Source organism: Streptomyces gelaticus (assembly GCF_014649535.1).
Taxonomy (GTDB): Bacteria; Actinomycetota; Actinomycetes; order Streptomycetales; family Streptomycetaceae; genus Streptomyces; species Streptomyces gelaticus.
This window is the reverse complement of record NZ_BMTF01000006.1, coordinates 211331-225765: the sequence shown is the minus strand read 5'-3', so window position 1 is coordinate 225765 and position 14435 is coordinate 211331. Positions and strand designations below refer to the sequence as shown.

13 protein-coding genes and 1 pseudogene are annotated in these 14435 nt (G+C 71.8%); 7 read left to right on the top strand and 7 right to left on the bottom strand.

Features of this window, described 5'->3' with window-relative positions; all coding sequences use genetic code 11:
* Positions 1-42 precede the first annotated feature (42 nt).
* Positions 43-1245: an amino acid deaminase/aldolase gene (locus IE107_RS11580; RefSeq protein WP_189543638.1), complete on the top strand. Its 1203-nt coding sequence runs from the start codon at positions 43-45 to the stop codon at positions 1243-1245.
* Positions 1246-1612: 367 nt separating this feature from the next.
* On the opposite strand, the pseudogene IE107_RS34810 reads toward IE107_RS11580, so the two are convergent.
* Positions 1613-1816 (bottom strand): annotated as a pseudogene (locus IE107_RS34810) (hypothetical protein); the annotation flags it as partial.
* Positions 1817-1887: 71 nt separating this feature from the next.
* On the opposite strand from IE107_RS34810, the gene IE107_RS11570 reads away from it, so the two are divergent.
* Positions 1888-2583 carry a FadR/GntR family transcriptional regulator gene (locus tag IE107_RS11570; RefSeq protein WP_189543782.1) on the top strand — a complete coding sequence of 232 codons (696 nt, stop codon included), beginning with the start codon at positions 1888-1890 and terminating at the stop codon, positions 2581-2583.
* Between the two features lie 176 nt (positions 2584-2759).
* Here the strand turns inward: IE107_RS11570 and IE107_RS11565 are convergent, their stop codons facing one another.
* Complete coding sequence (locus tag IE107_RS11565; RefSeq protein ID WP_189543637.1) at positions 2760-3695, bottom strand: LysR family transcriptional regulator; 936 nt, start codon at positions 3693-3695, stop codon at positions 2760-2762.
* 70 nt (positions 3696-3765) lie between these two features.
* Here IE107_RS11565 and IE107_RS11560 point away from each other — a divergent pair, with 70 nt between their 5' ends.
* Complete coding sequence (locus tag IE107_RS11560) at positions 3766-4917, top strand: TDT family transporter (RefSeq protein ID WP_189543636.1); 1152 nt, start codon at positions 3766-3768, stop codon at positions 4915-4917.
* On the opposite strand, the gene IE107_RS11555 is transcribed toward IE107_RS11560, so the two are convergent.
* The 4 genes from IE107_RS11555 to IE107_RS11540 form a co-directional block, all read right to left on the bottom strand.
* Positions 4856-5560: a helical backbone metal receptor gene (locus IE107_RS11555; protein WP_189543635.1), complete on the bottom strand. Its 705-nt coding sequence runs from the start codon at positions 5558-5560 to the stop codon at positions 4856-4858. The two genes, IE107_RS11560 and IE107_RS11555, sit on opposite strands and share 62 nt — an antisense overlap.
* Before the next feature lie 12 nt (positions 5561-5572).
* Positions 5573-6118 carry a helix-turn-helix domain-containing protein gene (locus IE107_RS11550; protein WP_189543634.1) on the bottom strand — a complete coding sequence of 182 codons (546 nt, stop codon included), beginning with the start codon at positions 6116-6118 and terminating at the stop codon, positions 5573-5575.
* Positions 6119-6276: 158 nt separating this feature from the next.
* Positions 6277-8913 (bottom strand): ABC transporter permease/substrate binding protein, encoded by a 2637-nt coding sequence (locus IE107_RS11545; protein WP_189543633.1) that lies wholly within the window; start codon positions 8911-8913, stop codon positions 6277-6279.
* Positions 8906-9979, bottom strand: a complete 1074-nt coding sequence (locus tag IE107_RS11540; protein WP_189543632.1) for a quaternary amine ABC transporter ATP-binding protein — start codon at positions 9977-9979, stop codon at positions 8906-8908. Before IE107_RS11540 ends, IE107_RS11545 begins: the two co-directional genes overlap by 8 nt.
* Positions 9980-10303: 324 nt before the next feature.
* Here IE107_RS11540 and IE107_RS11535 point away from each other — a divergent pair, with 324 nt between their 5' ends.
* Together IE107_RS11535 and IE107_RS11530 are read left to right on the top strand one after the other, a co-directional pair.
* On the top strand, positions 10304-11212 hold the full coding sequence (locus tag IE107_RS11535) for a 5'-3' exonuclease (RefSeq protein WP_189543781.1): 909 nt from the start codon (positions 10304-10306) through the stop codon (positions 11210-11212).
* 47 nt (positions 11213-11259) lie between these two features.
* The gene (locus tag IE107_RS11530) at positions 11260-12102 is read left to right on the top strand and encodes a siderophore-interacting protein (RefSeq protein WP_189543631.1); all 843 of its coding nucleotides are present in this window, start codon (positions 11260-11262) and stop codon (positions 12100-12102) included.
* Positions 12103-12169: 67 nt separating this feature from the next.
* On the opposite strand, the gene IE107_RS11525 is transcribed toward IE107_RS11530, so the two are convergent.
* Complete coding sequence (locus IE107_RS11525) at positions 12170-12844, bottom strand: MerR family transcriptional regulator (protein WP_373302431.1); 675 nt, start codon at positions 12842-12844, stop codon at positions 12170-12172.
* 110 nt (positions 12845-12954) lie between these two features.
* On the opposite strand from IE107_RS11525, the gene IE107_RS11520 reads away from it, so the two are divergent.
* A complete protein-coding gene (locus IE107_RS11520; protein WP_229866848.1) occupies positions 12955-13959 on the top strand; it encodes a hypothetical protein in 1005 nt (334 codons plus the stop codon).
* Positions 13956-14426 (top strand): ABA4-like family protein, encoded by a 471-nt coding sequence (locus tag IE107_RS11515; protein ID WP_189543629.1) that lies wholly within the window; start codon positions 13956-13958, stop codon positions 14424-14426. The genes IE107_RS11520 and IE107_RS11515 overlap by 4 nt, the downstream gene beginning before the upstream one ends.
* Positions 14427-14435 lie beyond the last annotated feature (9 nt).

Here is a 14435-nt window from a genome sequence, read left to right as displayed (position 1 = left end):
ATCCCCCTACCCAGCGGTACGGACGTCTGGCAAGCTGCGGCCATGACTGCCCGTGCCGCTGACCGGACCCGTTACAACCGGGCCACTGCCCATCTGGACGCCCCGATCGCCATCGTCGATCTCGACGCCTTCGACGCCAATGCCGACGATCTCGTCCGCCGCGCGGCCGGTAAGCCGGTCCGGGTGGCGAGCAAGTCGGTGCGCTGCCGGGCCCTGCTGGAGCGGGTGCTCGCGCGGCCCGGCTTCGCCGGGATCATGTCGTTCACGCTGGCGGAGTCGCTGTGGCTGGCGCGGGCCGGGTTCGACGACGTGCTGCTGGCCTATCCGACGACCGACCGGGCGGCCCTCGCGGAGCTGGCCGGCGATCCGAAGCCGGCCGCCGCGGTGACGGTGTTGGTCGACGACCATGCCCAACTGGAGCTGATCGACGCGGCGCGGGCCGGTGGCCGTGAGGAGATCCGGGTCTGCCTGGAGCTGGACACCTCGCTCCGGCTGCTCGGCGGCCGGGTCCGGGTCGGCGCCCTGCGCTCCCCGCTGCGCTCCCCCGCCCAACTGGCGGAGCTGGCACGCTCGGTGGCGCGGCGGCCGGGTTTCCGGCTGGTGGGCCTGATGGCGTACGAGGGTCATGTCGCCGGGGTTGGGGACGCGGTCGCGGGCCGACCGCTGCGCTCCCGGGCGGTCCGGCTGATGCAGGCCGCGGCCCGCCGGGAGCTGGCCGTCCGCCGGGCCGAGGTGGTGCGCGCGGTACGGGCGGTGGCGCCGGACCTGGAGTTCGTGAACGGCGGCGGCACGGGCAGTGTGCAGCACACGGCGGCCGAGCGTGCGGTGACCGAGATCGCGGCCGGGTCGGGGCTCTACGTACCGAGACTGTTCGACAACTACACGTCGTTCACGGCCCGTCCGGCGGCGCTGTTCGCCCAGCCCGTGGTGCGCCGGCCCGGTGTGGGGGTGGTGACGGTCCTCGGTGGCGGCTATCCGGCGTCCGGCCCCGCGGGCCCGGACCGGCTGCCCGTCCCGTATCTGCCTCAGGGACTGCGCTACGACCCGCAGGAGGGGCCGGGCGAGGTGCAGACCCCGCTGCTCGGTTCCCCGGCGGACGATCTGCTGATCGGCGACAAGGTGTGGTTCCGGCACGCGAAGGCCGGTGAACTGTGCGAGCGCTTCGAGGAGTTGCACTTGATCGAGGGTGACCGGGTGACGGCGACCGTGCCGACGTACCGGGGCGAGGGCCGTACGTTCCTCTGAGCGCGGCGGCCCGGTCAAGACGCGATCGAACTGCCCGCGCCACCGCTCGTCGCGCTGTCTCCGATCGACCGGATCCCCTTGGTGATGGTGTCGTCGCCGGGCGACGGGGTGGCCGTCGCGGTGGTGGCCGGCGGTGCGGAGCTGCTCTCTTCGGCCTCGGGCCGCGCGCCGTTGTCGTCACCGCCCAGCAGGACGGCTCCGGTGACGCGGCGCCGACGACGATCAGGCCGGCCACGGTGAGCGCGACGATCCGGGTGCCGCCCCCGCCGGTGGTGGCGCCGCTGCCGGATTCGGCGGCGACCGGCTCGGGCGGGCCGAAGCCCTGGGGTGCCGGGGTGGCCGGGCGGGTGCGCGCGGTCCACGCCGTGCCGTCCCACCACCGATCGGTGCCCGGTGCCGCGGCGTCCGGGTACCAGCCGGGCGCCGTCGCGTTGGTCGTTCCCCCCACTCCAGGGTTCGGCCACCGGCCCGGACCCGGCGATTGACGGTCTGTCCGGATCGTCCGCACAGGGGTGCGGGGGCTGCTCCGTACCCGGCCGGCCGGAAGACCTATGGTGTGGACGTCGGCCATTGCTGGTCGACCGGTGACCGGGTTAGGGGGAACGGGACGTGGCCGGGGAAAGCGAGTTCATCGACCGCCTGATGCCCGTGCTGCGGCCGGTCCGGGCGGGGAACGGCTTCGAGGAGGCGCTGGAGCAGATCCTCCAGGTGATCAGACTCGGGCTGGTGCCGGGCGGCGGGCGGCTGCCGGCCGAGCGCGACCTCTCGGAACTGCTGGGGATAAGCCGGGTCACCCTCCGCGAGGTGCTGAAAGTACTGCAGGACCAGGGGCTGGTGGAGAGCAGGCGCGGCCGGTACGGCGGCACGTTCGTGCGGCTGCGTACCGGCAGCCCCGGCGAGGACGAGCTGCGTCGCAGGGTGGCGTCCGTCGACATCGAGGACGTGCTGCGCTTCCGCGAGGTGCTGGAGGCGGGTGCGGCCGAGCTGTGCGCCGCGCAGGGGCTCGACGGCGAGGGCGCGGACCGGCTGCGCGCGGCCCTGGCGGCGACCCACGAGGCTCCGCTCCAGGACTACCGCAGGCGCGACACCCTGTTCCATCTGACCCTGGCCGAACTCTCCGGATCCGCCTCGCTCACCACGCAGTACGCAGCCGTCCGGGCCACCCTGAACGACCTGCTGGACTGCATACCGCTGCTCGTGCGGAACCTGGAGCATTCGCAGCACCAGCACACCAGCCTCGTCGAGGCGGTCCTCGACGGGGACGGCGAGGCCGCGCGCGCGGTGATGCGCGAGCACTGCGCCGGTACGGCCGCGCTGCTGCGCGGCTTCCTGACCTGAGCCGGGGGCGCGCCGCCCCCCTGGCGGACGCAAAGACCATTGGGCGGCTTGTGTCCGTGAGGCTCCCTCAGGGAGCGCCGGGGCCGGGTCTCCCGCGCAGCCGGCGGAGCGCCGCCGCGCGCATTGGGTCCAACGGCGCCCGCCGGTTTTGCCGGGCGTGCGGCGCCGCCGGGACCTCAGGAACGCGCCTGGCCGTCCCGCGCGGTCAGTGACAGCAGATCGCGGGCCGGCCCCGTCGGGCGGTGGCCGGAGGGCCAGACCGCACGGAGCTGGCGCCGCAGGCGTACTCCGGCGACCGGGACCTTGACCAGGCGCCGCGAGGACAGCTCCTCACCGAGCGCCAGTTCGCTCAGCACGCACGGTCCGGCGCCGCTCTCCGCAGCTCCCTTCACCGCGGTCGTGGAGGAGAGTTCGAGCAGCGGCTGGGCGAGACCGCCGTGCACGGCGAGGGCGGCGTCCAGGACCTGGCGGGTGCCGGAGCCGTGTTCGCGCAGGATCAGCGGGGCCGCGGCCAGTTCCTGCGGCGTCAGGGGCGTGAGACGGCGGGCCCAGGCGTGGGAGGGGGCGGCCACGACGACGAGGCGGTCATGGGCGATGACCGTCCCGTCGAGCCCTTCCGGCACGGACAGGCCCTCCACGAACCCGAGGTCGGCCTCACCGGCCAGCAGCCGGCCGGCGACCGCCGCCGAGTTCCCGGCGAGCAGCGAGACCGCAGTGTCCGGCCGCTCGGCGCGCAGTGCTATCAGCCAGCCGGGCAGCAGGTACTCGGCGATGGTCATGGAGGCGGCGACCCGCAGCCTGGAGTCCCGCCGGTCGCGCAGCGCCTGTGTGCCCGCGTCGAACGCCTCTGCGGCCTCGACGATCCTGCGCGCCCAGTCGGTGACCAGCGCGCCCGCGTCGGTGAGCCGGGAGCCGCGCGGCGAGCGGTCCAGCAGGGCCACTCCGAGCTGCCGTTCCATGGAGCGGATACGGCTGCTGGCGGCGGGCTGGGTGACGCCGGTCTCCCGGGCCGCGCGTCCCAGGCTGCCGTGCCGGGCGACGGCGAGCAGGAGCTCCAGCGCTCCGAGATCGGGGACCCGGTGGGAGAGAGGGACATGTGCTTCGCCGGTCATAAAACCACCTTATGACCTCATAGATGCGAACTCCCTGGTGGGGCCCGGCCCCCGCCGAGAAAATCGTGGCATGGCCATCTTTCCGCAGACCCAGCAGTCCCCGGTCCCGCTCCCTGCCGCCGAACGGCTGCCTTCCCTGCGGTACCTCGGTCCCAATTGGTACGCCGCCGTCATGGGCACCTCGATCGTCGCGAGCGGAGGTGTCGCGCTGCCCGTGCACGTCCCCGGGCTACGGGCGGCGTGCACGGTGGTGTGGGCACTGGCCGCGGCGGCGCTCGTCGCGGTGCTGGTGGCCCGCACCGGGCACTGGCTCGCCCATCGCGACCAGGCCCGCAGCCATCTCCTCGACCCGGCCGTGGCCCCGTTCTACGGCTGTCTGTCGATGGCCCTGCTGGCCGTCGGCGGCTCGACGATGGTGGTCGGCCGGGATGTCATCGGGCACCCGGCCGCGCTCGCCGTGGACGTGGTGCTGTACACGGCGGGCACGCTGATCGGGCTGGCCGCCGCGGTCGCGATCCCGTATCTGATGGTCGTACGCCACCGGATCGACCCCGGCACCGCGTCGCCGGTGTGGCTGCTGCCGGTGGTCGCCCCGATGGTCTCCGCGGCTCTCGGTCCGCTGCTGGTGCCGGAGCTGCCGGCCGGCCAGTGGCGGGAGGCGATGCTGCTGGCCTGCTATGCGATGTTCGGCCTGAGCCTGCTGGCCACGCTGGTGATGCTGCCGTTGGTCTTCGCCCGGCTCGTCCACCAGGGGCCGCTGCCGCTCGCGCTGACGCCCACCCTGTTCCTGGTCCTCGGCCCGCTGGGGCAGTCGACGACCGCGGTCAATCAGCTCGCGGATGTGGCGCCGGGCGCGATCGGGGAACCGTACGCCTCGGGGTTCGGGGTGTTCGCCGTGCTGTACGGGGTGCCGGTGATGGGCTTCGCGCTGCTGTGGCTGGCACTGGCCGTCGCACTGGTTGTGCGCGCCGCGCGGAACGGCATGACCTTCGCCATGACCTGGTGGGGCTTCACCTTCCCGGTCGGTACGTGTGTCACGGGCGCCGCGGGTCTGGCCCGGCACACCGGTCTCACGGCGTTCACCTGGCTGGCCGTCGCACTGTACGTGCTGCTGGTGGCGGCCTGGGCGGTGGCCGGAGTACGGACGCTGCGCGGGCTGTTCAGCGGAGCGCTGCTCGCAGCACCGCAGGCGCCCGCACCAGTGACGGTCCGTACCACGTGAGGTACCGCCCGTCGACGAGCGCGGCGGGCAGTGCGGGGAAGGCCTCGGGACCGTCGTCCGCGGTGAAGCGGTACGGCTCGTCGGGCAGCACCACCAGGTCGGCGCCCGCCGTGTTGAGTACGTCGAGCGGGATACGCGGATAGCGCTCGGCGTGGTCCGCGTAGACGTTCTCGACGCCGAGCCTGGCGAGCAGGTCCCCGGCGAAGGTGTCGCGGCCCAGGACCATCCAGGGCCTGCGCCAGACGGGCACCACCGCACGGCGCGGGGCGCGGGGCGGCGGGAGTGCCGCCCAGGCCGCCTCGGCCTCGCCCAGCCAGCCCGGCCTGGACCGGCCGCAGGCGGCCAGGACGCGTTCGAGCTCCGCGAAGGCCTGGTCGAGGGTGCGGACCTCGGTGACCAGCACCTCGGCGCCGGCGGCCCGGAGCGCCGCGAGGTCGGCCCCGCGGTTCTCCTCCTCGTTGGCGACGACAAGATCGGGCCGGAGCGCGAGAACCGCGGCCACGTCGGGATTCTTGGTCCCGCCGATCCGCGCGGCGGCCAGGCCGGCCGGGTGGGTGCACCAGTCGGTGACCCCGGCCAGGAGTCCGGGCGCGGTGGCCGCGACGGCCTCGGTGAGCGAGGGCACCAGGGAGACGACGCGCATGACGGCCCCCGCTCAGCGGCGCGAGTCGTAGGTGGCGTCGATGTGCTCGGCGACCGCGACGACCAGCAGCCGAGTGCCGGGCACGGTGGCCCGCCAGCGGTGCCGCACCCCGCCGGACAGGAAGAGGGTGTCGCCCTGCTCCAGCCGGTACGCCTGCCCCTCGGCCTCCACCTCCGCGGCGCCCTGCACCACGTACATCACCTCGTCGTTGCGGTGCTGGAACTCGCGCCCGAGGTCGAGCTCCCCGGTGAACTCCAGGGCGCTGAGCTGATGGCGTCCGCGCACCACCCTGCGCACCCCGTCGCCCTCGCCCGCCCGCACCACGTCGACGGCGCGCGCGGAGTCCGCGGCGGCGCGCAGCCGTGCCGTGGTGGTCTCCAGTGCTTCGGCGACCCGGTCCAGGGACCGGGCACTGGGTCTGGCCCGCTCGTTCTCGATCTGGCTGAGGAACGGTACGGACAGACCACTGCGGTCGGCGACGGCGGCCAGGGTGAGTCCCAGGGTTCTGCGCCTTCGGCGGACCGCGGCGCCCACGCGGAGTGCTTCCTTCTCGTCCATGTCCGGCTCCCTCCCGACTCGTCATCCTTCCGGCTGCCAGCACCTTACGCATACGGTTGCGCAAGGTCGGCCGGATGGTGAACGTCCGGAGACCCGGAAAGGGCGGGCCCGCCGTCGGCGGGCCCGCCGTTTCCGTTGCTTCGGTCCGTGCGGGAGTCCTACTGCGGGGCCATCTTGTCCACGATGCCCGGGTTCTTCTCCATCCAGGCCTTCACGGCCTCTTCCTCGTGCCCCGCGCCGTGCTTCTGGATCTGGTTCTCCAGGCCGGCGAGCTGGTCCTCGCTCAGCTTGAAGTCCTTGAACCACTTCGTCAGCTGCGGGTAGTTCTCCGGGAATTCCTTGGACGCGATGGTGTGCAGCCGGTCGCCGTCACCGAAGGCCTTCTCGGGGTCCGCCAGCTTGGTCATGCCGTACTCGCTGTACGCCCAGTGCGGGGTCCAGAGCAGCACCGCGATCGGCTCCTTCTTGGCGTACGCGCGCTTCAGCTCGGCCAGCATGCCGGGCGTCGAGGAGTCGACGACCTTGTACTCCTTGTCCAGGCCGTAGGCCGGCAGGACGTTCTTCTTGAGGTTCTCCATCGTGGCGGTGCCTGGCTCGATGCCGACGATCCGGCCCTTGAACTGCGCGGCCTTGCCCTTGAGGTCGGCGAGGGACTTGACGTCCTTCACGTAGGAGGGCACCGCGACCTCGATGGACGTCGGGCCGTACCACGATCCGAGGTCGCTCAGCTGCGAGCCGTACTTCTCCCAGTAGTTCTTCTGGGTGTACGGCAGCCAGCCGTCGAACTGCACGTCGATCTGGCCGCGCGACATCGCGGCGTACATCGGGCCGACCTCGAACTGCTTGAGGTTGACCTTGTAGCCGCGCTCCTCCAGGACGGCCTTCCACAGGTACGTGGCGGCGATGTCCTCCTCCCAGGGGAACCAGGCCATCTCGACGGCGCGGTCGCGCTCGTCCTTGCCGTTCGCGCCCTTGGCCGCGCCGGCCCCGGCGACCGGGGTCCACTTGTCGGCGACGCCCGGGTTGGCCTTCAGCCAGGTGCGGACCGCCTCCTGCTCCTTGCCGGAGCCGGCCTTCTGGATCTCCGCCTCGAGGCTGGTGAGCTGGTCCTCGCTCATCTTGAAGTTCTTGAGCCAGCTGCCGACCTCGGGGTTGTCGGCGGAGAAGCCCTTGCGGGCCAGGGTGTGGATGCCGTCGCCCTTGCCCCAGAGGTTCTTGGGGTCCTTGAGCTTGGTGAGCTCGAACTGGTTGTACGCCCAGTGCGGCGACCAGAGCGGAACGACGATCGGTTCCTTCTTGGCGTACGCGCGCTTCAGCTCGGCCAGCATCGACGGCGTGGAGCCGTCGACGACCTTGTACTCCTTGTCCAGGCCGTAGCCCGGCAGGATCTTGTCCTTGAGCAGGCCCATCTCGCCGGCGCTCGGCTCGATGCCGACGATCCGGCCCTTGAACTGCGCGCCCTTGCCCTTGAGATCGTCCAGCGACTGGACGTCCTTCAGGTACGAGGGGACGGCCAGCTCCAGGGACGTGGGGCCGTACCAGGAGCCCATGTCCTCCAGGCGGTCCTGGTACTTCTCCCAGTACTGGGCGTGGGTGACCGGGAGCCAGGAGTCGGTCTCGAAGTCGATCTGGCCGTTGGCCATACCGGTGTAGAGCGCGCCGGCCTCGTACTGCTTGACGTCGACCTCGAAGCCGCGCCTCTCCAGCATCTCCTTCCAGAGGAAGGTGGAGGCGATGCCCTCGTCCCACGGGATGTAGCCCATGCTGATCTTCTTGCCCGCGCCGATGGCGGAACCGTCGGCGGTGCTCTCGGTCTTGTCCGTGCCGGAGGAGCCGAAGACGCCCAGGGCGCCCGCGACGAGCGCGAGGACGACGACGCCGGAGACCGCGACCACGGGCTGCGGGCGGTGGTTCCAGAGCTTGAAGCCGCCGGCCGTCGCCTGCGCCCTGGCGAGCGCGCGGCGGGCGAGCGGGGAGACCTCGCGGCCGAGCGCGCCGGTCATCCGGTCCAGGTACATCGCCACGATGACGATGGAGATGCCCGCCTCGAAGCCGAGACCGACGTCCACGTTGCCGATGGCGCGGTAGACGGCGCCGCCGAGGCCGCCGCCGCCGACCATGCCGGCGATGACCACCATGGACAGGCCCAGCATGATGACCTGGTTGATGCCCGCCATGATCGTGGGCAGGGCGAGCGGCAGCTGGACCCGCAGCAGGGTGTTGCGCTTGGTGGTGCCGAATGCCTCGGCCGCCTCGACGAGCTCGCCGTCGACCTGGCGGATGCCGAGTTCGGTCATCCGGACGCCCGGGGGCAGCGAGAAGATGATGGTGGCGATGATGCCGGGCACCACGCCGACGCCGAAGAAGATGACGCCGGGGATCAGATAGACCATGGCGGGCATGGTCTGCATGAAGTCCAGGACCGGCCGGGTCACCGCGCTGACGGTCTTGGAGCGGGATGCCCAGATCCCCAGCGGTACGGCCAGCACCAGCGCGATGATGGTGGCGACGAGCACCAGGGTGAGGGTGTCCATCGCTTCGTCCCACAGCTCGACGGAGTCGATGACCGCGAAGCCGACGAAGGCGAGCACACCGGCGAGCAGACCGCGCAGCCACCAGGCGATGACCGCGACGATGCCCGCGAAGAGCAGCGGGGCGGGGGCGGAGAGCACGGCGGCGATGCCGTCGAACATGGTGCTGACGACCGAGCTGATCGCGTCGAACAGCCAGGCCAGATGGGTCTGGAGCCAGTCGACGGCGGAGTCGACCCAGTCGCCGAGAGGGAGCCTAAACACTGGCCACCTTCTTCGTGCCGACCGTGCCGGGCTCGACGTTCTCGGGAGCCTCGGCGGGGGTCATCGGCTCGCCGAGGACGGCGAGCAGCCGGGCGCGCGGTACGACACCGACGAGCTCGCCCTCGCTGTCGGTCACGGCGACCGCGACACCGCTCTGCGAGCAGGGCGTGAAGAGCTCGATGATCGGCGTGGACTCGGTGACGGTGGCCGGGGCGGCCGCGAGCACGTCGGCGGCGGTGCGCAGCTCCTTGCCGTCGTCCGTGCTGGTGCCCATGACGGTGTGCGGCTCGGCCATGATGGCGCCCGCGGTCAGCACCCGGGTCCGGTCGACGTCCTGGGTGAAGGAGGCGACGTAGTCGTTGGCCGGGGTGACGAGGATGTCCTCGGCGGTGCCGAGCTGGACTATCCTCCCGTCGCGCATGACGGCGATGCGGTCGCCGAGGCGCATGGCCTCGTTGAGGTCGTGGGTGATGAAGACGATGGTCTTCTTCAGCCGCTTCTGCAGTTCGAGCAGCTGGTCCTGCATGTCGCGGCGGATCAGCGGGTCGAGCGCGCTGAAGGACTCATCCATCAGCAGCAGGTCGGCGTCGGTGGCCAGGGCGCGGGCCAGGCCGACACGCTGCTGCATGCCGCCGGACAGCTCGTCGGGCCAGGACTTCTCCCAGCCGGCGAGGCCGGTCAGCTCCAGTGCCTCGGCGGCGCGCTTCTCGCGCTCGGCACGCGGTACGCCCTGCACCTCCAGGCCGTACGCGGCGTTCTCCAGCACACTGCGGTGGGGGAAGAGCGCGAAGTGCTGGAACACCATGCTGATCTTGGAGGACCGGACATGGCGCAGTTCGGCGGGGCTCAGGGCGGTCAGGTCCTGGCCGTCGAAGAGGACGCGTCCGGCGGTGGGCTCCAGAAGTCCGTTGAGCATGCGCAGCAACGTGGACTTCCCGGACCCGGACAGACCCATCACGACGAAGATCTGTCCCGGTTCGACGGTGAACGAGGCGTCGATCACCGCTGCGGTCGTTCCGTCGGCGCGCAGTTCGTCGCGGTCGGCGCCGCCTTCGAGCTTCTGCACGGCTTGATCGGGTCGTCTGCCGAACACTTTGTACAAGCGTTCAGCTTCCAGCCTTGACACATACACCTCGCGGGTTGAACCGAAAAACGGTCTGCCACCCCCTCCGGCAGACCGTGGAGCGGCGCGGATTCGGCCCGCATGGCACGCACACCGGTTGAAACCGGTACGTGATCCGCTCCGGCTGCGCGCCTGCCCCCGCTTGCACAACCCAAACGCAAGAGTGATCCAGGTCACATGCGAACGAATGATTGCGGCCATTCGCCCCCGCACTCCGGGACGGCCGGTGTCAGTGGCGTGCGGCATCATCGGGGTGTGACGCGCCTGATGCTTCTTGACACCGCTTCCCTCTACTACCGCGCCTACTTCGGGGTCCCCGACTCGGTGCGCGCCCCGGACGGTACGCCCGTCAACGCCGTGCGCGGGCTGCTCGACTTCATCGGGCGCCTGGTCCAGGACCACCGGCCGGACGAGCTGGTGGCCTGCATGGACGCGGACTGGCGGCCCCACTGGCGGGTCGAGCTGATCCCCTCGTACAAGGCGCACCGGGTCGCGGTGGAGACCGCCGAGGGACTGCCCGACGAGGAGGAGACCCCGGACACCCTGGCCCCGCAGGTTCCGGTCATCGAGGACGTGCTCGACGCGCTCGGCATCGCCCGGGTCGGCGTCGCGGGCTACGAGGCCGACGACGTGATCGGCACGCTCACCGGCCTGGCCACCGGCCCCGTGGACATCGTCACCGGCGACCGGGACCTCTACCAGCTGGTCGACGACGCGCGCGGGGTGCGGGTGCTCTACCCGCTCAAGGGGGTCGGCTCGCTCCAGCTGACGGACGAGGCGTGGCTGCGGGAGAAGTACGGGGTGGACGGCTCCGGCTACGCCGATCTGGCCCTGCTGCGCGGCGACCCGAGCGACGGGCTGCCGGGTGTCCCCGGCATCGGCGAGAAGACCGCGGCGAAGCTGCTCGACGCCTTCGGTGATCTGGCCGGGATCATGGCCGCCGTCGACGACCCGGCGGCTGGGCTGACGCCGTCGCAGCGCAGGCGGCTCGACGAGGCGCGGGGCTACGTGGCCGTCGCGCCGAAGGTGGTCCGGGTCGCCGGTGACGTCCCCCTGCCGGAATTCGACTCCGCGCTGCCCGTCGCGCCGCGCGATCCCGCCGCCCTCGAAGTCCTCGCGAAGCGGTGGGGACTGGGCGGTGCGCTCCAGCGCCTGCTCTCCGCGCTGCGCGACTGAGATGCTAGCTTAGGTAAGCCTAAGCACATCGGAGCAGGGAGAACCTCGTGGCAGAACGACCGGCACGGCAGGCACCCCGGGCGCAGGGGGCCCAGGTGGTGCGCACCGAGCAGATCACCCCGCACATGGTGCGCGTGGTGCTCGGCGGCGAGGGCTTGGCCGGCTTCGGGCTCTCGGGGTTCACCGATCACTACGTCAAGCTCTGCTTCGCCCCCGAGGGCGCCGAGTACGCGCACCCCTTCGACATGGCCCGCATCCGCGAGGAGCAGCCGCGGGAGCTGTGGCCCACCACGCGTACGTACACGGTGCGTTCCTGGGATCCGGCCGCCCGCGAGCTGGCGATCGACTTCGTGGTCCACGGCGACGAGGGGCTCGCCGGGCCCTGGGCGGCGCGGGCGGTCCCGGGCGAGCAGGTGACCTTCCTGGGTCCGGGCGGCGGCTACGGCCCGGACGCCGCGGCCGACTGGCACCTCCTGGTGGGCGACGAGAGCGCACTGCCGGCCGTCGCGGCGGCCCTGGAGCAGATGCCGGCGGGCGCGGTGGTGCACGCGTTCATCGAGGTGGCGGACGCGGCGGAGGAGCAGAAGATCGTGACGCCCGACGGCGTCGAGGTGACCTGGCTGCACCGCGGGGAGCGCCCGGTCGGCAAGGCGCTGGTCGCCGCCGTGAAGGAGCTGGAGTTCCCGGCGGGCGAGGTCCAGGCGTTCGTCCACGGCGAGGCGGGCTTCGTGAAGGAGATCCGCCGCCATCTGCGCCTGGAGCGCGGGATCCCGCTCGACCGGCTGTCCATCTCGGGCTACTGGCGGCTCGGCCAGAACGACGACGCCTGGCGCTCGGTCAAGCGCGAGTGGAACGCACAGGTGGAGCGCGAGCAGGAAGGCGCCGCGTAACCGACACCGGAACGCATCCGTACGCCCCGGCCCCCGGCCGGGGCGTACGCGCGTACGGGGCACGGAATCACCCCTGGCCGACGTACCCCTCCGCCGCGTCGCCGCCCGGACCGCCCGCCCCGTCGCCGTCGTACACCCGCGCGGAGGCGTCCGCGTGCGCGAGCCGTCGCAGCGCTCCGAACATGGCCTCCCCCAGCACCGTGCCCACCACCACGCTCTCCACCAGGTCCTCGCGCGCCACCCGCCGCCCCACGTAGTCGAGGTCGGCCCGCGCGACCGGCTCGGCGGCGGCCGCGTAGTCGTCGAGCAGTTCGACGAAGCCCCCGTGCCCGGCCCGCCGCAGCGCGACGATCACCTCGGCCAGGGACTCGCCCGCCGGACCGTGCGCCTCGGCCCGCCAGCCGCGCCGCTCCAGCAGCTCCGCCACCTCTTCGCGGGCGTCCTCCAACTCGGGCCCCGGCTCGTCCCGTTGGGGCGGAGTGAGGCGCTTCGCCGCGACACCCAGCACCTCGTGGACCGGCTGCGCCGGATCCTCGATCGCCCGCAGCACCTCGCCGATGGCGGCCAGCGAGAGCCCGCCGACATCGAGCAGGGCGCGGATCAGCCGCAGCCTGCGCTCATGACCCGAGTCGTAACTCGCCTGGTTCGGGCTGGTCAACTGCCCTGCGGGAAGCAGCCCTTCACGTACGTAGAACTTGATCGTCGGTACCGGAACCCCGGACCTGTTGCTCAACTCACCGATGCGCACCGTGCGTTCACCCTTCCGCCCTTGCCAACCCCCGACCCCATCATAGATAGTTCCGCTATCGGACAGCGGAAAGTGCCGCTATCCATAATCTCCGAGGGGTCCTCATGTCTTCCTGGCGTTCCTGGCATCGGCCATTGGTCCTCTTCGCCGCGGCGATGGCCGTCATGGCGGTCGTCTCGGCCATCGGCCTCATAGCCGACGACCGGGTCCTGGCGGGCGCGGCCATATGGTTCAAACCGTTCAAATTCGCGGTCTCGTTCGTGGTGTACGCACTCGCCCTCGCCTGGATGCTGACGCTGGTCACCCGCGGCCGACGGGTGGGCTGGTGGGCCGGGACCGTGGTCACGCTCTCCAGCCTGGCCGAGATGGCGATCATCACCGGGCAGGTGATCCGCGGGAAGCGCAGCCACTTCAATCACGCCACCCCGTTCGACGAGTCGCTGTTCGGCGCGATGGCCGTCACCGTCGTCATCCTGTGGACCGGCACCCTGGTCATCGCGGTCCTGTTGCTGCGCGCCCGCATCGCCGACCGCGCCTCCGCCTGGGCGATCCGCTCCGGCGTACTGATAGCCCTGGTGGGCGCCGCATTCGGTTTCCTGATGACTCAGCCCACCCCCGAGCAGCGGACGGCCGGGAACCTGGACACCGCCGATGTGATCGGCGCGCACTCCGTCGGCGTACCGGACGGCGGCCCGTCGATGCCGCTGACCGGCTGGTCCACGACCGGTGGCGATCTGCGCATCCCGCACTTCGTCGGGATGCACGCGCTCCAGCTGCTGCCGCTCTTCCTGCTCGCGCTGCTCTGCCTGGCCCCGCGCTTCCCGCTGCTGCGCGACCCGCGGGTCCGGCTGCGGCTGGTGCTGGTGGCCTCGGGGGCGTACGCGGCGGTCGTCGCCCTGGTCGCCTGGCAGGCGCTGCGCGGCCAGCCGCTGATCCGCCCGGACGGCGCGACGCTCGGCGCCGCCGCCCTGATCGTGGCCGCGAGCGCCTCCGCCGCCTGCGGGGTGCTGAGGCCGGCTGCCGCAGGGCTGCGGACGGGTTCGGGCCACGACACCGGCGCCGGACCCGATTCCCGTTCCGATCACACCCAGAAGGAGCTCGTGTCATGACCGGTGCACTCTTCGAGATCTCGTTCTTCCTGGCAGCTCCGTTCTGGCTGCTGATGATCCTGGCGCCCAACTGGCGCCCCACGGCACACATCGCCGCCTCGCCGCTCACCGTTCTGCCGGTGCTGGCGCTCTACCTGGTCATGGCCGTGCCCGTCTTCCCCGAGCTCTGGGACGCGGTGCGCAGCCCCGACCTCGACACCTTCCGCGATCTGATGGCGCTGGCGAACGGGGCGGGGGCGATCTGGGCGCAGGTGATCGCCTGGGATCTGCTGCTGGGGCAGTGGATGTTCCTGGAAGGGCGCCGACTGGGGATCTCCCCGGTGGTGATGGGGCCGTTGCTGGTGCTGACGATCCTGCTCTCGCCGTTCGGGCTGCTGCTCTTTCTGACACTGAGGGCCGCACGGAAGCCGAGGACCCGGCCCGGGAATCCGGTCCCGGACCGGGTCGATGGCGTGACGCCGTCGTAGGCGCGCCCC